The organism is Kribbella sp. NPDC049227 (genome assembly GCF_043197265.1).
Lineage (GTDB): Bacteria > Actinomycetota > Actinomycetes > Propionibacteriales > Kribbellaceae > Kribbella.
Genome location: NZ_JBICST010000002.1, coordinates 1 through 20,795, shown reverse-complemented (window position 1 = coordinate 20,795; position 20,795 = coordinate 1). Strand labels below are relative to the sequence as shown.

Genomic DNA, 20,795 nt, shown 5'->3' with positions numbered 1-20,795 from the left:
TTCGCCATCCGTCAGATGGAATAAACTGCGGGTCGGGGATGACCTCACGTGAACAGGCAGTTACTATTCAGGAATAACCGTTCAGGTCTATCCGTGTGAGGCCACCATGATTCTGATCGGTCGGAGCAGGTGGGTGCCACCCCGCCGATGGAAGCTCTGGTCGTTGCCGCGCCCGGCACTGAGCTACGTGCTCGGCGTCGAGGTCGTCGCAGTCGTCATCACCGCCTTGGCTGTGGCCTCGACGGTCTCCGGCGCCCGAACCGGCGTCAGGCCGACCGAGTGGGTCGCCTTCGCGGTACTGGCGGCCGCCTCGGTGCTTCACCTGGAGTCTGCCCGCGGAATCGAGCGCCGACGCGAGATGGCGGCGAACACTTCGCCGTACACCAACCTGAAGAGCCTGTGGGTGTTCGCCGGCCTGTTGCTGCTCCCGCTGAGCCTGGTCGTCGCCCTCGTCGTGGTGTCGTACGGGTACTCGTGGATCCGTGTCTACGGACGGACGATCGCACACCGCAAGGTGTTCTCGGCCTGCACGTTCATCCTCGCCAGTGCAGCCGCGGCCGCAGTGCTCCGCGCCGGCGGTCTGCTGAACGAGCCGCGGGTGCCGACCGGGCCGTGGAGCCTGCTGGTCGTGGTGGCCGCTGCGACCACGTGGTGGCTGGTGAACTTCGCGCTGGTGATCGGTGCGATCCTGCTCTCCTCCCCCGACGCCACCGCCCGTGGCGCACTGGGAGACCTCGCGGATCAGCTCGTCGTGGTGGCCGGGCTGGGCCTCGGTGTGGCAGTTGCCGGGCTGCAGGCGTCGTACCCATGGGTGGTGCCGATCCTGATGGTGACGGTGCTCGCGCTGCACCGCGATCTGCTGCTGCCGCAGTTCCAGCGGGCTGCCGGGACGGACGTGAAGACTGGTCTCGCGACACCGGCGTACTGGGCGAACGCAGTGCCGACGGAGCTGGCGCGGGCGGAGACCATGCGCAGCACGGTCGGTCTGCTGATGCTGGACCTGGACCGGTTCAAGGAGATCAACGACACCTACGGCCACCCGGCCGGGGACCAGGCGCTGCGTGCGGTCGGCGAGAGCGTACGCGCGGAGGTCCGGCAGGGTGACCTGGTCGCACGGGTCGGCGGAGACGAGCTGGCTGTGCTGCTGCCGGGCGCCACCGAGACCGAGGTGCTCGAGGTGGCCGAGCGCATCCGCGACCGGCTCAGCACGCTGAACGTGTCAGTGGACACCAGCAGGGATACCACCGCAGTGATCAGCGGAGTGCCGGCGTCGTTCGGCGCAGCGGTGTATCCGGAGGTGGCCGCCACGATGGACCAGTTGGTACTCGCGGCGGACAACGCACTGCTCACCGCGAAGCGGGACGGACGCAATCGGATCGTCGCGGCCCGCCCGAACCCGCCTGCGGTGACCGACCACTCCGATCAGCCCGTCGGCGACTGAGCCACCCGGATCAGGGCCTTGCCCAGGAGCATGCGTTGCTCCAGAGCGGTGTGAGCGTCGGCCACATGGTCGAGGTCATAGACCTGGTCGATCACGGGCACCAGGTCTCCGGCGACGGCTCGCGCCAGCACGTCCGCACCGGTGACCGTCGTAGTGGTCGAGTCGGCACGCAGATCGACGATCCCCTTCACCGTGATACCCCGGCGCTCCGCCTCGGCCGCGTCGTACGCAGCGAAGCCGCCGCTCGGAGCGCCGTGCGCGGAGAACCAGCCGCCGTCCTTGACGACCGTGAACGCGGTCGCGCCGAGCTCACCGCCGGCGCCTTCGAAGACGATGTCCGCGCCGTTGGTTGCATCGAGGACCAACTTGTCCCAGCCGGGCTTGGAGTAGTCGACCACCACGTCGGCGCCCTGCGCTTTGCTGAGGTCGAGCTTCGCCTGACCGCGGGCCGCTGCGATGACATGTGCGCCGGCCTTGTGCGCTAGCTGGGTCAGCAGCAGACCCATGCCACCCGCGGACGCGGTGACCAGTACCTCCTTGCCCTGCATCGGCGGCGCGAGCTCCTCCAGCATCAGGGCGGTGAAGCCGTCGCCGAAGACGCCGACCGCGGTCTCCAGGTTGAGCCCTGCGGGCGCCTTGATCAGACCGTCCGCGGCCGCGACCACAAGCTCGGCGTGGGCGCCGAAGCCCGCGGCCCGGCCAACCACCGTCTGACCGATCCAGTCGTCCGCCACACCCGGTCCGACCGCGCGTACCCGGCCACCGAGCGAACCACCCGGGACGTACGGCGGTGTCACGTCGAAGAACTGACTGTGCCGGCCACGCCGGATGGCGGTCTCGACGAAGATCATGTCGGCCACCTCGACCTCGACCAGCACCTGACCGGCCGCCGGCACCGGATCCGGCCACTCCTGGGTCCTGATCACCTCGGGCCCGCCGAACTCGGTCACCACTGCTGCACGCATGCTCGCTCCTTCGCTCTGGATGCCTCCGAGCCTGCAACCTCAACATTGGTTCAGGTCAACTCCGGGGTTGTCCACAGGTCGTCGGCGACGGGCGGGAACTTGTCGGTGGTCCGGCGTACTGTGCAGGGCATGTTCGACGCCGTCTTCGTCCCTGCCGACCCGCCGCGCGCGGGCCGGCTGGCGTTGTACGGCGACCTCTCGGCGACTGGCGAGACGGCCGACGGGACCGTGGATCTCGTGCTGCCCAAGGGATCCCAGGTGCGGCGAACCACCGTACCGGCCCGTCTGCTGAGCATCGGCGAGGTGCTCGAGTGGATCGGCCGACCGCTCGAGGGCTCGGTCAGCTGGCACGCGTGGCGGGCCGCGGCGTTCGCGGGGATGGGGTTGATCGCACGCGGTCGACTGGTCCCGGATCGAAGTCCGAGTGGGTACGGCGCGTGGCGGGTGGCGCCGCTGGATCCGCTGGACCGAGGCTGGTTGCGGAACCTGACTGCGGCGATGCCGCCGTACGGGCACGCGTTGCCGATCGAGGGGACGCGACCGGTGCGGTTGGTCGATCCGGAGCCGCTGGTGCGGTCGTTCTGGGACGCTCTGGCCGACACTCTGGTACGGACAGCGGCCGCGCCCGTCGCCGTGCGTCCTGGCGCGGCGGCGTTTGCTGGGGTTGATCCGGTGGAGGTGACCGGAGCGACTGCCTGGTTGGAAGAGACCGCGCTGAGCGAGGAGGCCGGGGCGCGCCTGGTGCTGCGGATCGAGCCGCCTTCGGAGTCGGCCGATGAGTTCCGCGCTGTGCTGCAATTGCGCAGTGGTGTGGATCCGAGCCTGCTGATGGACGTGTCGGACGTGTGGAGTGCGCCGGCGGCCGTGCTGGCTGCTCTTGGGGAGCGTGCGGAGACTGACCTCTTGTTGGCATTGCGGCGCGGTGCTCGGGTCTGGCCGCCGTTGGGTGCAGCGTTGCGGGACGCGGCGCCATCGGAGGTCGGAGTCGATGACGAGGCGTTGGAGGAGTTGACCGAGGGCAGTACGGCGTTGGAGGGCGCTGGGATCGAGGTGCTCTGGCCGACCGAGTTGTTCGCCGGCGAGCTGGCTGTGCGAGGGACTGTCGCGACGCCGACGCCCGGAGCGGTGACCGGGCCTGACTTCAGCTTGACCGATCTGGTCGCGTTCCGTTGGCGACCGACGCTCGACGGACAGGAGTTGACCGAGCAGGAGGTGGCGGCGCTCGCGGAGGCCAAGCGGCCGATGATCCGGATGCGTGGCCGATGGGTCCGGGTCGATCACGACCTGGTCCAGAAGCTGCGGCGTGGTGGGACTCGCAAACTCACCGGAGCCGAAGCGCTCGGCGCTGCGCTGACCGGGACGATCGAGGTGGACGGTGAGCTCGTCGCGTTCGACGCGAATGGTTCGCTGGCCTCGATGATCGCGCGGTTGCGAGCGGCCGAGGAGCCTGCGCCGTTCGTGGAGCCGGCCGGGTTGCAGGCGACGTTGCGCGACTACCAGCGGCGCGGTGTCGCGTGGATGGCGCACCTCGCGGATCTCGGTCTGGGTGGCTGTCTCGCCGACGACATGGGGTTGGGCAAGACGATCCAGGTGATCGCGTTGCACCTCCAGCTACTCGGCCGTGGTCGCGGACCGACGTTGGTGGTCTGTCCGTCGACGCTGCTCGGGACCTGGGAGCGGGAGTTCGCCCGGTTCGCGCCGGACGTGAAGACCCGGCGGTACCACGGCACCGGGCGGAGCCTCAGCGACCTCGCGCCGGACGAGGTGGTGCTCACGACGTACGGCGTGGTGCGGCAGGACCACCGCGTGCTCGGTGAGGTGTTCTGGGGACTGGCGGTCGCGGACGAGGCGCAGCATGCGAAGAACCCGCTGTCGCGGACCGCGCGATCGCTCAGGACGTTGCCGTCGGCAACCAGGATCGCGTTGACCGGGACGCCGGTGGAGAACCGGTTGTCGGAGCTGTGGTCGATCCTGGACTGGTCCGCGCCGGGGCTGCTCGGCACGCTCGACCGGTTCCGCCACGACGTCGCCGTACCGGTGGAGCGGTATCACGACGAGGAGGCGACCGCGCGGCTCGCTCGGGTGACGCGGCCGTTCCTGCTGCGGCGGCGCAAGAGCGATCCCGGGATCGCGCCGGAGTTGCCGCAGAAGACCGAGCACGACGTCGTCGTACCGCTCACGACGGAGCAGGCCACGCTGTACCAGGCTGTCGCGAAGGAGACGCTCGCCAAGATCGAGTCGGCGGAAGGGATCGCGCGGCGCGGTCTGGTGCTCAGCCTGCTGACGCAGTTGAAGCAGGTCTGCAACCACCCGGCCCAGTTCCTGCACGAGCCGGGACCGCTGGAGCGCCGTTCAGGCAAGCTCGCGGCACTGGACGAACTGCTCGACGTGATCCTGGCCGAAGGCGAGTCCGTGCTGATCTTCAGCCAGTACGTCGAGATGTGCCGGCTGATCGAGGCGCATCTGGCCGCGCGACGGGTCCGGACGCTGTTCCTGCACGGTGGGATCGGGGTGCGGAAGCGGGAGCAGATGGTCGAGCAGTTCCAGGCCGGCGAGGCTCAGGTATTCCTGCTGTCCTTGAAGGCGGGTGGGGTCGGGCTGACACTGACGCAGGCGACGCATGTCGTCCACTACGACCGCTGGTGGAATCCGGCGGTCGAGGATCAGGCGACGGACCGGGCCTATCGCATCGGTCAGGATCGGCCGGTTCAGGTGCATCGGCTCGTCACCGAGAACACGTTGGAGGATCGGATCTCGACGGTGATCGCGGCCAAACGCGATCTCGCGGATGCGGTGGTCGGTTCGGGTGAAGCCTGGTTGAGTGAGCTGTCGGATGTGGAGCTGAGCGAACTGGTCGAGCTGTCGACCGGGCCTGTGAAGTCGGGGTCGGCCAGTGCCTACAACCCTTCTGCTGTTGGGAAATCAGCTCCTGGAGCCGGCCCGTCGGCCGCCGGGCCTGGAGTTGGCTCATGAACGAGCGCGTGCCTTGGCAGGGGTGGCGGCGTTCGGGTGAGGACGCAGGGTTACCGGCGGCCAAGGGTCCGGGGAGCCGGCGTCCGTTCGGCGCTACGTGGTGGGGACGGGCGTGGTTGGAGGCGTTGGAGCATCGCGCTCGGTTGGATCCGGGCCGGCTCTCGCGTGGGCGGTCCTACGCGCGGCGCGGGAGTGTGCTGGAGCTGACGGTGTCGCCGGGTTCGGTCGATGCGGTCGTGCAGGGCAGCCGGGTCACGCCGTACCAGGTGACGGTGCGGATCCGCGCGTTCTCCTCGGCCGAGTGGGACGCCGTACTCGAGGTGGTGTCGTCGCAGATCGGCCGGGTGGCGGCGCTGCTGGACGGCGAGCTGCCGCCCGAGGTCGTCGACGACGCGCGTGCCGCTGGGTTGGACCTGTTGCCGGGCGCGGGTGAGGTGCTGACCAACTGCAGTTGCCCGGACTTCGCCGTACCGTGCAAACACTCCGCCGCCGTCTGCTACCTGGTCACGGACGCGCTGGATGACGATCCGTTCGCCCTGCTGCTCCTCCGCGGCCGCCGCAAAGACGAACTCCTCAACACCCTGCGCTCCCGCCGCACCGGCCCGTCCCCCGCCACCCCGCCCCGCACTCCCCCATCCCCAGGCATCCCAGCCATAGCCGCCTTCGCCAAATCCTTCGCGCCCCCCGCCCCCGACCCCGCCACCACCGACGTTTCCGGGAGCGCCATCCGCGATGCCGCCACCGGTGACCGTTCCGGCCGCGCCACCCCCGACCCCACCGATGCTTCCGGCCGCGCCGCCGCGCGCGCCACCTCCGCCAGGTCGGGCCAGGCCACGTCCAGCGCCGGTGCTTCCGGTGGGGTGCCTGTGCCGGTTCCGCCGCGACCGATGGGGTCGCCTGGATCGCCGGCGGCGGTGCAGGCCTTGGATCCACCGCGTTCGTCGGGCGTCGACGTACGCGATCTGATCGCCCTCGCCACAGACGCGGCACGCCGAGCCTGGGAGTTCGCCTCCGGCGACGGGGACGCGGGGTTGCGCCTCACCTCTGACCAGGACCTGGCCCGCCGCGCCTCCCACCTCCTCGGCACGCCGGAGCTAGCCGACCTGGCCCACCGAGCCGGCGTACCAGCGCGTCAACTCACGAGCTGGGCCGTCGCCTGGCGCGAAGGCGGCCCTGGCGGCCTGTCCGCCACTGTCGACACCCCAACCACCATCGACGAAGCCGCCCTGGCCGAAGCAGCCCAAGCCCTCCCCGGCGCCACCATTGAAGCCAACCGCGTCACCGCCGGCAAAACCCAACTCCGCCTCGGCCCCGACGCCCTCTGGTACCGCTTCGACCAACACTTCAACGACTGGACTCTCACCCGCCCACCCTCCCCCGACCCCCAAGACCTCCTCACCGACTGAGGCCCTAGGCTGCACCCCGACGTACGTTCCTGGGGAGGGTCCGACACATGCGCCGAGCCATCACGATCCTGGCCTGCGCACTCACCGCACTGAGCCTGACCGCCTGCAAATCTTCCGACGCGCAACAACAAGTCGCCAACCCGATCGAGCCACCCGGCAGCATCTGCGAACGGGTCCAGCCGACGCTGACCGGCAACTGGAAGGTCGAGGATTCAGAGCCATGGGCCCGCGCCCCGCTCTCCGACAGCTGCTGGCTGATCGACACCGCCCAGTCGAGCCACCGGATCCGGATCGCCCTCTCAGTCCTGTCTGTGACCGCCGCAGAGTACGTCGACTTCCGCAAGGCCGAGGTACAGGATCTGCGCGGTTCCGCCTACGTGACGGCGCCCGTCGACGGCGGAGTCGGCCCGGAGTCGTGGGCCGTGGTCCCAGCCGCGGCCGCACCGTGGATCGTGGTCCGCAGCAACGACCGACTGATCCGGCTGAAACAGAACAGCGACGGCGAGGGCGGGATCGACGAACTCAGGACCGTCGCAAGGGCGATCACCACCGTGCCAGGTGGGCTGCCCGCAGCGAAGGCCGTGATCGAGCGCCCGGAGTGCACACGCGGGACGATGGCCGCGGAGGGAGCGCTGGCTGGCAAGGCGATCGTACGACGAGACAGCGTCGTTGGTGGGTTCGCGTACTGCCAGTGGGGCTCCAGCAACCACGTGGTGTACAGCCGCGCGGGCCGCGTGGGCTCCGATCCCGCCCTGGACTTCATATCCATGCGCAGCGCGGGCATCGCGGCCTCCGTCGGCGTGCATCCCGTGAACGTAGGCACTGAAGGTTGGCAGCAGTCCAACGGCTACCTGGCCTATCGAGTCGGCCAGCAGACCTTCGTCGGCGTCGCCGCAGTTCCGGACATCCCATCAGCCAAGCTCCTGGCTGTTGCGCAGGCCATGGCGCCCGCTTACGGCGGCTGACTCCTACTGGGCCCGCGCGGTGACGAAGGCTTGGGTGAGGCGGGTTATGAGGTCGTAGGGGATGGGGTCGTCGAGGGGGAACTTGAGGGTGCCTTTGCCGGAGCGGTAGGGGGTGATGGCGGCGGACAGAGCGTCGTCCAGGGGTGGGATGGGGTAGAGGGAGATGTGTTCTTTCCATCCGCTGAAGTAGACGAGGGACTTGCCGTCGAGGGTGATGGTCGGGATCTGGTAGCTGATCTTCTCGCCCGCGCCGGGGACGACGGCGTGGATGGTACGGCGTACCTCCTGCAGGATCTCCTGGATGTCGGCCGGGAACGACGCGATGTACTCGTCCACGCTCGTGAACTTCTCCGCCATACCGCCATGGTGCCCGAAGGTCAGGATGGGCGCAGCGGGGTGAACGGCATCGGAGCGGGCGTCGGCGCTGGGTCCCAGGTCTCCGCAAGCGGTGTTGGCCGCCAGTTCCAGGACGCGGGCGGCGGGGTGGCCGGGATCTGCGTGCGACCGGTCAGCCAGCGGAGGTTGAGCCAGGGATCAGCAGTCGCGCGCGGCTCGTGCGGGAACATCCGGGTCAGGACCCGCTCGCAGAGGTCAGGCGGCGGGGTGAGCGAGCAGCCGAGGCCGGTGGTGAGGTCGTGGCCGTGTACGAGCACCTCCACGCACGCCATGCCGGTGAAGCCCTCAGGATCGCCGATTCCCCACGGATGAAACGCACGCACGTCGGACGGGCTCGCGCGAACCACCAACGCGAGGATGCTCCCCGCCGCCTCGACGAAGTCGAGTACGCCGGCAGCCGGGGCAAGTTCCTGCGCCCGCGCGGACCAGCGAACGTACTGCGTCGGCGCACCGACCGCGAGCTGCGACGCCCAGTGCAGCTTTGCCTGCCCGAGGTGCTCGGCGGTCGCGCGGCAGGTCCACTCGATCGACCCGGCCGGCACGTTCCAGTCCGCATCCACAGCTGGGCGCAAGGCTTGGACGAGGCCGTCGACTGCTGACTCGAGGTCGTCCGCGGTGATCATCCGCGACGGCGGAGGTTTGTGTGGGTTTCGAGGGCGGGGATGAGGTGGTCGGCGATCTTGGCATGACCGGCCACCGAGGGGTGGACAAGGTCGGTGCAGTCGTCCTCGGTGATCCAGCCGGTCGAGTCGATGCAGACGACGTTCGGGTCGTCGAGCGACTTGACCGCCGCGGCGATCGTGTCGGCGTGCTTACCGTTGAACGGCGTCAGCGACACGATCGTGGTCTCCGGGTACGCCGATCGCACCCGCGCCACGTAGGCGGCGTACGGCTCCGGCTCCAGCGTCTCGTCGTTGACGCCGAGGTTGAGTACGACGACATCCGGCGCGCTGACCCGTTCAGCGCGTGAGCCGGCGAAGTTCCACCCGAACGACTCCGGCCCCGGCGGCACCTCGCCGTTGCCCGGCTTGATGATCCCCTGGCTACCGAACCCGACCTGGTGGGACGTCGCGCCGAACGCGCGGGCGGTCAGATACGCGTACGTCGTCGTACCGTCGGCACCCTCCGACTCGGAATGCGTACCCAGCGACCGCACTCCCTGCGTGATCGAGTCGCCGTAGAACTCGATCCGCGGACCGCCCGGCCGTCCGCTGAGCCGCACTCTAGAGTTCACGTCTAGCAACAGACCCGCGAACACCACCGCACACTCGAACGGCGGGTTCCACCGGTTGACGTGCTCGTTGACGTCCTTGACCACGACCTCGACCTGATGCCTGCCCGTCGGCGCGGTCAGCTCGATCACCGGGTTCTCGATCAGGTGGAGCACCGGCGCACCGTCGTCGATCGTGATCCACAGGTGCGGCGCAACGGTCAGTCCGGCCGTGTCGAACAGCAACTGCACGCTCTCGCCGGCGAACGAGAACGAGATCCGCGAGCCGGAGTTGACGGTGATCGCCACCCCGGGCTGCTGACCCCACTGGCCTTCCAGGACGATGCGCGGATCTGACGGGGCGACGACCTCGCCTGGTTCGAACGGCACGTCTCACACTCCTCGTGTTGGGTGGCGGTGCAATTCTGCCTGGCCGATCACCAGCCGTCCTTGCGAGCCCGCGCTTCGAACAGCAGGATGCCCGCGGACAGCGCGACGTTCAGCGAGTCCGCCTGGCCGAGCATCGGGATGGACACCGCGCCGAAACCCTGCGCGTGCCACTCGTTCGACAGCCCGCTGCCCTCCGAGCCGACGACGAACGCGGTCGGCCCGTCGTAGTCGACGCCGCGGTAGCTCCCGCCGGCGGCCGGGTCGGCGAGATGGACGCGGAAGTTGTGGCCGCGCAGCCACGCTGCCGCGCTCGCGATGTCGTCGAACTCCAGCACCGGCGTCGACAGGATCGTCCCGCGGCTGGCGGAGTACACGGACGGGTGGCTCGGCCGTGCCCGCCTGCTGGTGAGGATGAGGCAGTCGGCCTTGGCCGCGTCGACGGTGCGGATCAGCGTGCCGAGGTTGCCGGCGTACTCGACTCCGTCCGCGACGAGGACGAGCGATGCCGTGGTGAAGCGGAACGACTGCGGTTTCCACACCGGCAGCCGGGCGATCGAGATCAGGCCGTCGGAGCGGGTCTTGCGGGAGAGCCGGGCAAGCAGCTTCTCCGAGATCCGGTACACCTGGCCGGCGCGCTCGGCGATCCGGCGTGCGGCGTACGTCGTACTGGCCTCAGGGCACCAGTAGAAGGTGTCGATCGTGGTGTCGGTGGCGAGGAGGCGGTCGTGTTCCCAGCCGCCTTCGACCATGATCCGGCCGGGTGAGGCGTCCTTGCGGACGGTGAGCAGGTCGCGAACGCTGGGGTGTTGCGCGCCGATCGGGCGCGCGTGCGGCACAGTCATGTGCGTAACTCCGGTACGGAGAGAACGAGAAAGCTCGCCGGGGACCCTGTGATGGGTTCCGCACCGGCGTGGCGAACGCCCTAAGGCGCCGTGGTATGGACGCGGTCTACCTGGACCGCGTCAACCAATGATGCTTTGGATTCTCTCCACGCCAGGATGGTAGGCAGCCCCCTTCACACCCGTCACCCGGTTTTCACACACCAGTCACCCCAGACCCGAGGCAACCCGGTCCTGGACTCTCGCCACGCCCCACCCAACCGCCGCTCTTGCCCTTGTCCACAGGCCCGAGGCAGCCCGGTTTCGGACCGCCGATGTACCCCGCATAACCGCCGTTTCTGCCCTTGTCCACAGGTCCGAGGTGGCCCGGTTTTGGACTGTCGGTGTGGGTGGTTAGAGTCCTTTCTCTGGTTGCCGGTCGCTCGCGGGGGCGGCGCCACACGGGAGGAGCAGGCGATGGACGCGACGTTGCTGGACGCGGAGGCCGAGGCGGCCGTACTGCGCGTCTACCGTCAGGTGTTCGCCGTGCTCGCCCGCGAGGCCGGCGCGATGATCGTGGACCCCGACCTGCTGGACGTCGACCAGGCAATCCTGGACGCGTTCGCCGAGGCCGGCAGCGACGGCCTGACGGTCGAGCAGGCGACCCTCGCCTGCCGGGCCTACCCACATGACGTGATCGTCCGCCGCTTCGAGGTCCTGCGGCAGTACGGCGCGATCACCAAACTCGTCGACCGTCCGAACGAACTGCGTCACCGAGCCGCATTCGCGCCGTACGTGATGCTGATGTTCCTCCGCCGGATGTCGGTGCAGGGCGGTCAGGGTGAGCTGCACCAGTTGCTCACCCTCGAGGCGCACAGCGTCAGCGATCCCAGCGCGACCGAGGACGAAGGCAGGGCGTCGATCGAGCGCCTGACCAAGGTGTTCCGGCTGCTCGGCAACGAGCTCGCGATCCTGGTTTCGACCAGCACGACCGCACAACTCCGGGAGAACGCACAGCTCGCATGGGGAAATGAGCGCCTCATCGAGCAGGCCGAGAAGGTGCACAGGATCGTCCTGGACCGCTGGCCCAGCCTGCATCGCGCGTGTACGTCGCTGCGGATGGCGCTGGCTGCGTACGCCGACGCCGTGCAACTAGCGGCCGGGCGGCTGGTAGAGAGAGCGGGTACGACGCGCGCACTCGGGCTGCTGCCGATCGAGACCTGGCTGACGTTCACGCGAAGCAGTGAGCCGGACGTGCTCGCGGGCGTGCTGGACGGGCTCCTGTTCGACGCGGCCGCGCCGGACTTCTCGCCCCAGACGATGGTCGAGGCCGTCGAGACGGGACGGCGGAGCGGGACCGCGCGCATGGCGCCACCGCGACCGACCGCGGACGCCGACGCGCCTGAGTCCGCGGCCGCGACGGATCGGGAGGAGCTCCGCGCCGAGGCCGAGCGGGTGCTGGCCGGGCGATCCTCGGTCGACGTCGTCGAAGTCGTGGACGACGCCGGCGACTGGATCACGGCGCGGCGCGTGCTGGCTGAGCTGACGGCAGCGCATCTCCACGACGAGCTTGACTACGAGCTGGTGTGGTCGGACGGGATGCGGATCGACCCCGCAGCTGGGACGCCGTGGGCGACCGAGGGTGTGTTCCGGCGGGTGACGCGGTGAGTGCTCCGTCCGAAGCCGTAGAGCGGCGGCTGTACAACGCATTGTGGTGGGCAAAGGTGCAGTCCGCTGGGCCTCTCGAGGTGTCGCCCGATACGCCCGCCGTGGCCGGCCTGACGCGGGCTGCCTCGCCGGATGGCTCGAGCGTGTGGCTGGTGCCGACGATGCCTTCCGGCGGGGGTCATGCCGTGCTGGACGAGTTGGGCACTCCCCCGGTCGCCGTGGAGCAGCCGAACGAGACAGCGCGGGTGCTCGCGATCTGCGTCGCCTGCTGCTGGACCGACCGCAGCGGACCGGCCTGGCCGGGCTCGACCGGGACGCTTGCCCAGATCAGGTCCGTGTACGCCGGGATGCGGGGCCGCGCCGAGCAGTCGAGTGATCTCACCCTGATCATCGGAAGCCTCCGGCGTCTGCACGCCACGCACTGGCTGCTGTGGAACGAGAAGGCCGGCGAGGTCCGCCTCGGTCCACGCGTCATCACCTGGACCCCCACCGACCAATCCACCCTCCGCGACCTCTGCCGCCACCTACCCGAGCCCCCACCCCCGGTCCTCACCACCAGACCGACAGCCGCCCCAACCCCAGAAGCCCCCCTCCCAGCCGCACCCCCGACACCCGCCACACCCCCGGCCACAGACACCTCCTCCCAGCCGACCGACGCCGCATCCCCGACCACGGACACCGACCCGGCACCTGCGGAGACCGACCTGGCGGACACCTCTCGGACGGAGGTGTCGGATGACTGAGCAGCATGTGTTGTTCGATCCGCTGCTGCAGGATCTGAGCGACCGGTCCCGCGACGAGGTGCTGGCTGCTTTCAGCGCCGTGCAGTACGCCGCGCACCCAGTGGCCGAGGTGCAGCTGGCCGGCCTCCGGGACGTGACGCTACGTCGACATGTCCAGAAGATGCTGAAGCTCATCGGGCGCACTCTGGTCCATGTCGACGGCACGCACTGGACCTCCGGATACGCCGACGACGTCGCCGCAACGCTGACGACGCAGGGCTGGCAGCCCTTGTCCGTGGTGGACCGTGCCGTGCTGGTGCTCGTGCTGATCCACTCCGTCGCGATCCCCCGCAGCGAAGGCATCCTGACCGGCGACAGCTGGAAGTCCGCCCGGCCGACCACAGTCGACGAACTGCGGACCACGAGAATCAGCGGCGAGGAACGGCGGCTCGCGTTGCAACGCCTGCGTGCGGCCGGCCTGATCCAACTGTCCGGCGATCACTCGGGCGGGCCGAGCTACATCCCCGGTCCACAACTCCAACGACTCACACCGGCCGCGCGGCGCCGACTGCAAGATCAGCTGATCCTCGCCGCAGCACCGGCCAGCCCGATCGCCGAAGCCATCCGAGCCCGCAACGGCACGGCGATCGCCGACTCTGACATTCAGCAAGACAGCAGTGTGGAAGAAGGAGCGGTATGAGCGGCGCGGTGGAGGACGGTCCCTTCGACATCCTCGGTTCTAAAGTGCTGCTCGGCGTACAGGTCGTGGACCTGTCGCGGTTGTCGACGCACCCGATTCCGATGGTCGGGCAGGGCCTCGTCACGGTTGCCGGCCAGGGGCCGACCGACTCGAACGGCGCCGGCAAGTCGTCCTGGATCGCCGCGCTCAGCCTGCTGCATGCGGACGACCAATGGCGTCTGACCAGCGGCGCGCCCGGCGCAGCCGAACTCCTGTTCACCGCGGAGGCGGCCGGGCAGGAGGGCAACTGGTCCAACGTCGACCGCGGGTACATCGTCGGAGTCTTCTCCGATCCCGAGCTCACCGATCTCGACGAGCTCGAAGCGGCCGCGATCACCGTGTGGATCCGGATCAACCGCAAGGCGTCGTACATCGATCTGCGCTGGAAGAACGGCCTGCACGTCCCATACGGCGCGACCGAGGCCGAGCGGGCCGCGGGAGCGGACGCGCTGTGGGCCGCCCTGCCGCATTCCAACGGTCGCACTGACTTCCACGCGAACAAGCTGTCCACGGTTCTGTACGGCGGTCAGGTGCGGTGCGTCTCGTTCCTGTCGACGTCGGTGCGATCCAGCCCGACCGCGAACCTGCTCGCCGAGCCGCTCAACGAGCTCGGCCCGGCGCGCATCTTCAACGCGATCGCAACGCTGACCGGACTCGACCACGAGCTCGAGCAGGAGCAGGCGCATCGTTCGGCTGAACACACTCAGCGCGAGGCGACCAAGCAGGCGACGGCCGACCTGCAGCGGTGGGAGCAGGAGATGGCGGCCGTCGAGGCCGGCATCCTCCAGCGCGGCGCGGCCCGTGAGGCATTGGCCGCGGCGAAGGAGTCCTGGCGGGCACGGTGTGCGCGGCACCTCATCGACGGCGACGCGCGCAACAGCGAGATCGTGCAGGAGCTCGCCGTCCTCGATGAGCGGGTCGCGGAGCAGGAGGCGCGGCGCGAGGCGGTCGACCACGAGATCGATGCCTTTGGCAATGAAGAGGTGCTGCTGCGCGACGTCCAACTCACCCGGCAGGAGCGGGACAAGCTGGATGCACGCGACCGAGAGCTCGACCTCGCGCAGCGTTCGGTGCGCGAGCAGCTCGAGCGGCTCGGCCAGGAGCATCGGCGACTGCTGGAGGCGGGGCGTTCTGCGGACGGGCGCGACCTTGCCGCTGCGGCCGACGAGCAGTCCGAGGCGCGCGCCGTACTCGAGGAGCACATCGGACGAGACCACGCGGCGCGGTCCGCGGTCGACCACGCGACGGCCGAGCTGCGTGAAGCCGAGAGCGGTCAGACCGTGTCGGCGACGCAGCAGCAGGTGCTGGAGAACGCAGGCATCGAGTGCGGTGCGCTGACCGACATCACCGAGCTGTCGTCGTCCGCGCGTGCCGAGTGGGAGCCGCGGCTGGCGCCGTACCGCGAGGCTGTCGTCATCGACGCCGGTGATGCGGCGGTCGCGTCGGCTGCTCTCGCGGATGCCGGGTACGCCGGATTCCTGCTGGTGCTGGCGAATCGGCCCGATGCCCGCAAGGGATTGCGCGGCGGACCGAAGTCAGCGGACAAGCGCTTCACGCTGGACGAGTTCTTCGTTGTGCTCGGCGAGCGCGCGACCAAGGAGAACATCGACGACGTCGCCGGGGTCGTGGCGGTCGGCCAGTTCGACGAGCCGCTGACCGGGCGGACCGCGCGCATCGAGGCTGCTCGCCGCCGAGTCGAGGCCGCGGTCGAAGCCCGCGGCGTTGCGTCCGCAGCGCTCGACCAAGCGCGTGCACGAGTCGAGCAGGCAGAGCGTCGTACGGCGGCGGCCCGGGCGCTGGCCAACGCGGAGTCGGTGCAGGAGCAGATCCTGGCGCTGCGCGATTCCATCGACAGGCACGAGAACGACCGTGATTCGCTCGCCCCGCAGCTCCAGGCGGCGAAGGAATCCGCGGAGGCGGCGGCCGGGCAGCAACTCGTCCGCGACGAACGGCTGAAGAACCTCGAAGCGACCCGCCGCGACCACGAGCGGATCCTCGACGACCTCGCCGCGCGCCGCCTGACGTTGCTGGAGGAGCAGACCTCACTCGACCTGACCACGCGGGCCACTGCGTGGGGTACGACGCCCGCGGAGGCAGAGGAGTTCATCCTCGGACTGCCCGACGACGCGCAACGTCGTACCACCGCTGACTGGAACCACCAGGCCTGCACGCAGCTCGACGACGTCATCCGCCGCTGCTTCCCGAACGCACGGTCACGGGAGGAGATCCCGACCGAGCTCTTCGAGATCCTGAACGGCCCGGACGGCTGGACCAACGGCACGCTCGGCACCCGAGTCGGCCTGGTCCCGGCGCTGCACCGGACGCTCAGCAGTCACCTCGCACAGCACGAGACGTTCGACAGCCTGCAGCAACAACAGATCGCCAGTCAGCGCGCCGAACGCAACGCCGCGCTCGAGCGCGCCCGCGAAGGACTCGGCGAGGCCGAGAGCACCGCCCGAGCCCACCGCGCATCCCTTGCCGACGGCATCAAAGCGCGCCTTCGGCTGGTGTCACAGGAGTTCGACCGCCTCGACCAGCAGTACGGCGGCTACGGCGCGAAGCTCGAGTACCCCGAGCCTGACCCGCCCGCCGAGCCGGACAAGCCGTGGCGTTGGACGGTCACGCCCAAGTGGCGACGCTCCGAAGGCGGCCCGTACTCCGCGTTCAACGTGAAGGGCAACACCGCGCAGATGGACGAGAAGGCGGTCAAGCTCGTCTGCGCCGCCGCGCTGGCGGGTGGTTCGGACCGTCCACTGCTGCTGATCCTCGACGAACTCGGCCGCAACCTGGGTTCGCAGCACCGCCGCGAGGCCGTTGCCCTGTTCGAGCAGATCGGCCGCGACCGGAACATCACCGTCATCGGAGCCCTCCAGGACGACATGGAACGGTACGCGCTGGCGTCGTCCCGCCTGTACGTGAAGCTCCGCCGAAGCTCGGACACCATGGCCTACAACCAGGCACCCGTTGTCAAGGGCAACGAGGACTACGCCGCGCGGGTAGAGCTCCTTCGCAACTGGCTGACGTCGTACCGAGGTCCAACACCCACCCTCGAGCTCGCGACTCTCACCCCGTGACGCTGGCTTCCCTGCGGGCCGACACCTCATCGCGCACCCGATGCCGGTACCGCAGGGGGTGCGGAAGCGTTCGGCGAACGACGACCGCGACATCTCTCCTCGCGCGCCAGTTCGTCCAGACCCACGACCTTCCGGGGCTCGGAATGCATTAGACGGTCCGCCGGCCGCAGCCGATTCGTCGGTCAGCACGCGCAGCCATCCCGGCGGCAGCTCGGCTTGGTCGAGGTAGGCGCGACCCGCAACCCACCACGTTGGTAGCGGGCCGATTGTCGCGTGCGACGTCGTACCGCATGCCATCGATCCGGAGTCAACGCAGCGGCTGTGGGGCCTGAGCGAGCAGATTCTGAAGGCGTGATGCTCTCGGCGTCACCGGATTGTGTCGGCGCCGTAGCGGAGTCCGTCGACCAGGAGCCCGACCATGCGCTGACTGTACGCCGGTCCCTCATCGGTCAAGGGCATGCACAGCGTGGAGACGGCGTACAGCAAGTCCTTCGGGCTGATGTCGGCTCGGATCTCGCCGGCGGCGGCTGCTGCTTCGAGCAGTCCGCCGAGCGCAGGTCCGAGTCGCTGCATGAAGTAGTCGGGCAGCGCGTCGAACGCCGGATCGCCGGAATGGAGCGCTGTCGCGAGTCCCCGTTTGGTGGCGATGAACTCGGTGAAGCGGTCGAGCCATTTCGCGAGTGCCACGACCGGCTCGTGCTCCGCGGCGAGTGCCGGCGCCGCATCGGCACACGCATCCACCTCGCGCTGGAACACGGCCTTGACCAGGTCCGAGCGCTGCGGGTAGTGCCGGTACAGCGTTCCGACTCCGACGCCGGCCCGATCAGCGATCTCCTTCGCGGGCGCGTCCACGCCTGAGCCGGCGAAGACGGTTTTCGCTGCTTCGAGCAACGAACCGAGGTTGCGTTGCGCGTCGGACCGCATCCGGCGCGGCGCCGTCTTCTCGGTCACGAGACTCCTTCCCCTTGCTTTTCCGGAAAGCCGTTCCGTATAGTTCCGGAATAGCGTTCCGCTTCTGGCCAGCGTACGGCATCGACGGGCGCTTCACATCCCACGATCACGACCTCAGGAGAATCCCCATGCAGTACCGCACCCTCGGCGGGACCGGCATCCAGGTCAGTCCCTTCGCGCTCGGCGCCATGATGTTCGGTGCCGCCGGCAACCCCGACCACGACGACTCGATCCGGATCATCCATCGCGCGTTGGATGCCGGGATCAACTTCGTCGACACGGCGGACATGTACTCCCACGGCGAGTCCGAAGAGATCGTCGGGAAGGCGCTCAAGGGGCGCCGCGACGACGTCGTACTCGCCACCAAGGCGCGCTTCCCCGTGAACTACGACCCCACCGGCGCCACCCCCTTCGTTCCGAACCGTTCAGGTGCCTCACGCAGCTGGCTCATCCGTGCCTTGGACGGCTCGCTGCGCCGGCTGCGAACCGACTACATCGACCTGTTCCAGATTCATCAGCCCGACCCGGACACTGACATCGAGGAGACTCTCTCGGCGCTCACCGACCTTGTGCGTGCCGGCAAGGTCCGGGCTATCGGCACCTCCTCGTTGCCGGCCTCGGACATCGTCCAGTCGCACTGGGTCGCCGAGCGGCGCGGCCTGACCCGGCTGCGCACCGAGCAACCGCCGTACTCGATCCTCAACCGGGGCATCGAGCGCGAGGTCCTGCCGGTGGTCCAGCAGTTCGGTATGGGCACCTTGGTCTGGAGCCCGCTCGCGGGCGGTCTGCTCACCGGCCGTTACCGCAAGAATCAGGCGAACACCACGCACCGGTCGCAGTTCGGCTTCCGACACCTGACCGACGAGCGCCGCCTGGACGCCGTCGAGGAGCTCATCACGCTCGCCGAGGACGCCAAGCTGCCGCTCACTCACCTGGCCATGGCCTTCGCGATCGCGCATCCCGGGGTCACGTCCGCGATCATCGGCCCGCGCACGATGGAGCACCTCGACGACCTTCTCGCCGGCCTCGACGTCACGCTCACCGACGACGTCCTCGATCGGATCGACGAGATCGTTCCGCCCGGGACCGATGTCGGCGCCCTCGACATGGCCTATCAACCCCCGGCCATCCAGCGCTCGAACCTCCGCCGTCGGCCCGTCAGCGAGCGGGCCGCCGCCTGACCGAGGTCCCGGCGGTCTGGACCGACCGCTGCCGGCCGACTTCGGCCGCGTACTTTCCAAAACCCCACCCCCGCGGTCGGGCCCGACGACCCGGTGCAGCAAACTGGGTCGGTGACTTCTCTGGGGAACTGCCGCAACTGCTCACGCCGAGTAGGCGGAACCCTGGCCAACCGTCCGACTACCGGCGTACCGTCTGCTGGGCAGGTCCGACCGGCTGACGAGCGGAGGGCGTGAATGGCATCGTGGCTTCTCCGCGCCCAGTGGAACCACCGTGACGAGTCTGTCGAGCACCGTGCCCTCCGCGTCGGCCGCACCCTGACCGCAGTCGCCGTCGCGTTTCCCGACGTTCACGTCTGGACCCAGGACGAGCGCTGGGGGTACCACGTCCTCGAGGCCGACGGCTCCACGCCGCTCCAGGAGATGGTCGAGGCAACCACCAAGGTTCTCGCGAACGGGTCCAGCACGACCCGGCTGCATCTGCAGAGCACCGGCGAGCTCCCGTGGTTGTTCGACCTCTCCATGGGCGGCACGCTCACGACGGTCTCTGATCAGCTCACCCTGCACTGGAGCGACGAGGACGCGCTCGCTCAGTCCGACCGCTTCGCCCAGGTCCTCCGCGCCGTCGTCTCGATCTGGGAACCCGAATGGGCCAGCATCGCCGACACCGAACTGGCCGCAGCAGCCGGCGTCTTCCGCCGGGGCATCCCGATGGTGGGGTGGCTGACGTACGTCCGCGGCATGGTGGCCGGTGCCTATGGCATCGACATCGACCTCACGCCGTTCGAACGCGGCACGCTGCTCCAGGCTCCGGTCGCCCCCGCGGACCTCACGCCCGTACACATCTGCGCGGCCGCCGCTCTCGTCGGCATCGCCCCCGAGGCGTAGCCCTACTCCGTCACCACGACGGCCCGATCCCACCGGGCCAACTCAGCCGGCCCCGGTACGTCGAACGAAGCGCGGAACAGCTCCAACTCCTCGCGACTGATCCGAAACGTCCCGTTGGACACCGCCGCATTCCGCGCGTCGATCCGGGGCCACAACACCTCCATCGGCAGATCCAGTACGACGATCTCCGCCAGAGCACCGAGGGCGTGGGCGCGGGTCCGGAACAGATCCCGCTCTTCCTCGGACCAGCATCCGTAGTCCAGGATCGCGTCCACGCCCAACTCGAGCACCCGTGCCGCCACACCCCAGAGCATCTCGGACTCCAGCACCCACCGCCGACCGTCGACCTCGCTCGTACCGAACAAAGCGTCCATCCACTCGTCCGGAGTCAGCCGAACGCCCGCCCGCTCCGCCTCGAGCCGCCGAGCCCAAGTAGTCTTCCCCGCTCCCGGCAATCCCACGATCAACACCATCACAGCCACCCCCGAACCCTACGCATTGCGCGGACCGCTGGGTGGGCAATGTCCGAATCGTTCAAGACAGTGTCGGGAGTGTGATGCACGATCGGCGTATGTCTCCTACGCAGCGCACCAGGACCGCCTCAAGCTCACGGTCGGATCTCACCGACCTCATGAACGTGGGTAAGGCGGTGGCGGGCTACTTCCAACGCGCCGGCATCACGCAGGTCAGCGAGCTGGCCGGGCGCGATCCCGTCGAGATCTACGAAGACATGTGCGAGGCCGACGGCCAGCGTCTGGATCCGTGCCTGCTCGATACTGTCATGTCCGCAGTGGACCAGGCCGACGGCAAGCCGGCCCGTCCGTGGTGGTCCTACACCGCACACCGCAAACAACTGCTTGAGCAGTGAGGTGCAGTCCTCAAACTACCGGGACAAATGTTAAGGGCCACCCCGAGTGGGGTGGCCCTTAACAGTGTGAATGTCCGGCGGCGTCCTACTCTCCCACGACCTCCCGGTCGCAGTACCATCGGCGCTGTCGGGCTTAACTTCCA

At 69.0% G+C, this 20,795-nt stretch carries 18 protein-coding genes; 11 read left to right on the top strand and 7 right to left on the bottom strand.

Annotation, left to right across the window (positions count from 1 at the left end; genetic code table 11):
• Positions 1-106 precede the first annotated feature (106 nt).
• Positions 107-1,441, top strand: a complete 1,335-nt coding sequence (locus ACGFH6_RS06865) for a diguanylate cyclase (protein WP_393381194.1) — start codon at positions 107-109, stop codon at positions 1,439-1,441.
• On the opposite strand, the gene ACGFH6_RS06860 is transcribed toward ACGFH6_RS06865, so the two are convergent.
• Positions 1,423-2,406 (bottom strand): zinc-binding dehydrogenase, encoded by a 984-nt coding sequence (locus tag ACGFH6_RS06860; RefSeq protein ID WP_393381192.1) that lies wholly within the window; start codon positions 2,404-2,406, stop codon positions 1,423-1,425. The two genes, ACGFH6_RS06865 and ACGFH6_RS06860, sit on opposite strands and share 19 nt — an antisense overlap.
• A 129-nt stretch (positions 2,407-2,535) precedes the next feature.
• Between ACGFH6_RS06860 and ACGFH6_RS06855 the strand changes: the two genes are divergently transcribed.
• From ACGFH6_RS06855 to ACGFH6_RS06845, 3 genes are read left to right on the top strand one after another with little or no spacing between them, the layout of a single operon-like run.
• The gene (locus ACGFH6_RS06855; protein ID WP_393381190.1) at positions 2,536-5,379 is read left to right on the top strand and encodes a DEAD/DEAH box helicase; all 2,844 of its coding nucleotides are present in this window, start codon (positions 2,536-2,538) and stop codon (positions 5,377-5,379) included.
• A complete protein-coding gene (locus tag ACGFH6_RS06850) occupies positions 5,376-6,785 on the top strand; it encodes an SWIM zinc finger family protein (RefSeq protein ID WP_393381189.1) in 1,410 nt (469 codons plus the stop codon). Before ACGFH6_RS06855 ends, ACGFH6_RS06850 begins: the two co-directional genes overlap by 4 nt.
• 47 nt (positions 6,786-6,832) lie before the next feature.
• Complete coding sequence (locus ACGFH6_RS06845) at positions 6,833-7,750, top strand: hypothetical protein (RefSeq protein WP_393381187.1); 918 nt, start codon at positions 6,833-6,835, stop codon at positions 7,748-7,750.
• A 3-nt stretch (positions 7,751-7,753) separates the two neighbouring features.
• On the opposite strand, the gene ACGFH6_RS06840 is transcribed toward ACGFH6_RS06845, so the two are convergent.
• From ACGFH6_RS06840 to ACGFH6_RS06825, 4 genes are read right to left on the bottom strand one after another with little or no spacing between them, the layout of a single operon-like run.
• Complete coding sequence (locus tag ACGFH6_RS06840) at positions 7,754-8,107, bottom strand: iron chaperone (protein ID WP_393381185.1); 354 nt, start codon at positions 8,105-8,107, stop codon at positions 7,754-7,756.
• A gap of 20 nt (positions 8,108-8,127) precedes the next feature.
• A complete protein-coding gene (locus ACGFH6_RS06835; RefSeq protein WP_393381183.1) occupies positions 8,128-8,769 on the bottom strand; it encodes a maleylpyruvate isomerase N-terminal domain-containing protein in 642 nt (213 codons plus the stop codon).
• Positions 8,766-9,746 carry an SGNH/GDSL hydrolase family protein gene (locus ACGFH6_RS06830; protein ID WP_393381182.1) on the bottom strand — a complete coding sequence of 327 codons (981 nt, stop codon included), beginning with the start codon at positions 9,744-9,746 and terminating at the stop codon, positions 8,766-8,768. Before ACGFH6_RS06830 ends, ACGFH6_RS06835 begins: the two co-directional genes overlap by 4 nt.
• Before the next feature lie 47 nt (positions 9,747-9,793).
• Complete coding sequence (locus tag ACGFH6_RS06825) at positions 9,794-10,588, bottom strand: TrmH family RNA methyltransferase (protein WP_393381181.1); 795 nt, start codon at positions 10,586-10,588, stop codon at positions 9,794-9,796.
• Between the two features lie 453 nt (positions 10,589-11,041).
• Between ACGFH6_RS06825 and ACGFH6_RS06820 the strand changes: the two genes are divergently transcribed.
• The 4 genes from ACGFH6_RS06820 to ACGFH6_RS06805 are packed head-to-tail and all read left to right on the top strand — an operon-like array spanning position 11,042 to position 16,767.
• Complete coding sequence (locus ACGFH6_RS06820; protein ID WP_393381179.1) at positions 11,042-12,232, top strand: hypothetical protein; 1,191 nt, start codon at positions 11,042-11,044, stop codon at positions 12,230-12,232.
• Entirely contained in the window at positions 12,229-12,975 is a 747-nt protein-coding gene (locus tag ACGFH6_RS06815; RefSeq protein WP_393381177.1) for a hypothetical protein, read from the top strand. Before ACGFH6_RS06820 ends, ACGFH6_RS06815 begins: the two co-directional genes overlap by 4 nt.
• Positions 12,968-13,654: a hypothetical protein gene (locus tag ACGFH6_RS06810; protein WP_393381175.1), complete on the top strand. Its 687-nt coding sequence runs from the start codon at positions 12,968-12,970 to the stop codon at positions 13,652-13,654. The genes ACGFH6_RS06815 and ACGFH6_RS06810 overlap by 8 nt, the downstream gene beginning before the upstream one ends.
• A complete protein-coding gene (locus ACGFH6_RS06805) occupies positions 13,651-16,767 on the top strand; it encodes a chromosome segregation ATPase (RefSeq protein ID WP_393381173.1) in 3,117 nt (1,038 codons plus the stop codon). Before ACGFH6_RS06810 ends, ACGFH6_RS06805 begins: the two co-directional genes overlap by 4 nt.
• A 366-nt stretch (positions 16,768-17,133) precedes the next feature.
• Here the strand turns inward: ACGFH6_RS06805 and ACGFH6_RS06800 are convergent, their stop codons facing one another.
• Entirely contained in the window at positions 17,134-17,718 is a 585-nt protein-coding gene (locus ACGFH6_RS06800) for a TetR/AcrR family transcriptional regulator (protein ID WP_393381171.1), read from the bottom strand.
• A gap of 128 nt (positions 17,719-17,846) precedes the next feature.
• Here ACGFH6_RS06800 and ACGFH6_RS06795 point away from each other — a divergent pair, with 128 nt between their 5' ends.
• Positions 17,847-18,899, top strand: a complete 1,053-nt coding sequence (locus tag ACGFH6_RS06795) for an aldo/keto reductase (protein WP_393381169.1) — start codon at positions 17,847-17,849, stop codon at positions 18,897-18,899.
• Positions 18,900-19,133: 234 nt separating this feature from the next.
• A complete protein-coding gene (locus tag ACGFH6_RS06790; RefSeq protein ID WP_393381168.1) occupies positions 19,134-19,784 on the top strand; it encodes a hypothetical protein in 651 nt (216 codons plus the stop codon).
• 2 nt (positions 19,785-19,786) lie between these two features.
• Here ACGFH6_RS06790 and ACGFH6_RS06785 read toward each other — a convergent pair whose 3' ends face one another.
• The gene (locus ACGFH6_RS06785) at positions 19,787-20,257 is read right to left on the bottom strand and encodes an AAA family ATPase (protein WP_393383000.1); all 471 of its coding nucleotides are present in this window, start codon (positions 20,255-20,257) and stop codon (positions 19,787-19,789) included.
• 83 nt (positions 20,258-20,340) lie between these two features.
• Between ACGFH6_RS06785 and ACGFH6_RS06780 the strand changes: the two genes are divergently transcribed.
• Positions 20,341-20,652 carry a helix-hairpin-helix domain-containing protein gene (locus ACGFH6_RS06780; protein WP_393381166.1) on the top strand — a complete coding sequence of 104 codons (312 nt, stop codon included), beginning with the start codon at positions 20,341-20,343 and terminating at the stop codon, positions 20,650-20,652.
• Positions 20,653-20,795 lie beyond the last annotated feature (143 nt).

Bases quoted from the DNA above. Each gene is read 5' to 3' on its own strand.
- ACGFH6_RS06865 (WP_393381194.1), top strand. From the start codon at position 107: ATGATTCTGATCGGTCGGAGCAGGTGGGTGCCACCCCGCCGATGGAAG.
- ACGFH6_RS06860 (WP_393381192.1), bottom strand. From the start codon at position 2,406: ATGCGTGCAGCAGTGGTGACCGAGTTCGGCGGGCCCGAGGTGATCAGG.
- ACGFH6_RS06855 (WP_393381190.1), top strand. From the start codon at position 2,536: ATGTTCGACGCCGTCTTCGTCCCTGCCGACCCGCCGCGCGCGGGCCGG.
- ACGFH6_RS06850 (WP_393381189.1), top strand. From the start codon at position 5,376: ATGAACGAGCGCGTGCCTTGGCAGGGGTGGCGGCGTTCGGGTGAGGAC.
- ACGFH6_RS06845 (WP_393381187.1), top strand. From the start codon at position 6,833: ATGCGCCGAGCCATCACGATCCTGGCCTGCGCACTCACCGCACTGAGC.
- ACGFH6_RS06840 (WP_393381185.1), bottom strand. From the start codon at position 8,107: ATGGCGGAGAAGTTCACGAGCGTGGACGAGTACATCGCGTCGTTCCCG.
- ACGFH6_RS06835 (WP_393381183.1), bottom strand. From the start codon at position 8,769: ATGATCACCGCGGACGACCTCGAGTCAGCAGTCGACGGCCTCGTCCAA.
- ACGFH6_RS06825 (WP_393381181.1), bottom strand. From the start codon at position 10,588: ATGACTGTGCCGCACGCGCGCCCGATCGGCGCGCAACACCCCAGCGTT.
- ACGFH6_RS06820 (WP_393381179.1), top strand. From the start codon at position 11,042: ATGGACGCGACGTTGCTGGACGCGGAGGCCGAGGCGGCCGTACTGCGC.
- ACGFH6_RS06810 (WP_393381175.1), top strand. From the start codon at position 12,968: ATGACTGAGCAGCATGTGTTGTTCGATCCGCTGCTGCAGGATCTGAGC.
- ACGFH6_RS06805 (WP_393381173.1), top strand. From the start codon at position 13,651: ATGAGCGGCGCGGTGGAGGACGGTCCCTTCGACATCCTCGGTTCTAAA.
- ACGFH6_RS06795 (WP_393381169.1), top strand. From the start codon at position 17,847: ATGCAGTACCGCACCCTCGGCGGGACCGGCATCCAGGTCAGTCCCTTC.
- ACGFH6_RS06790 (WP_393381168.1), top strand. From the start codon at position 19,134: ATGGCATCGTGGCTTCTCCGCGCCCAGTGGAACCACCGTGACGAGTCT.
- ACGFH6_RS06785 (WP_393383000.1), bottom strand. From the start codon at position 20,257: ATGGTGTTGATCGTGGGATTGCCGGGAGCGGGGAAGACTACTTGGGCT.
- ACGFH6_RS06780 (WP_393381166.1), top strand. From the start codon at position 20,341: ATGCACGATCGGCGTATGTCTCCTACGCAGCGCACCAGGACCGCCTCA.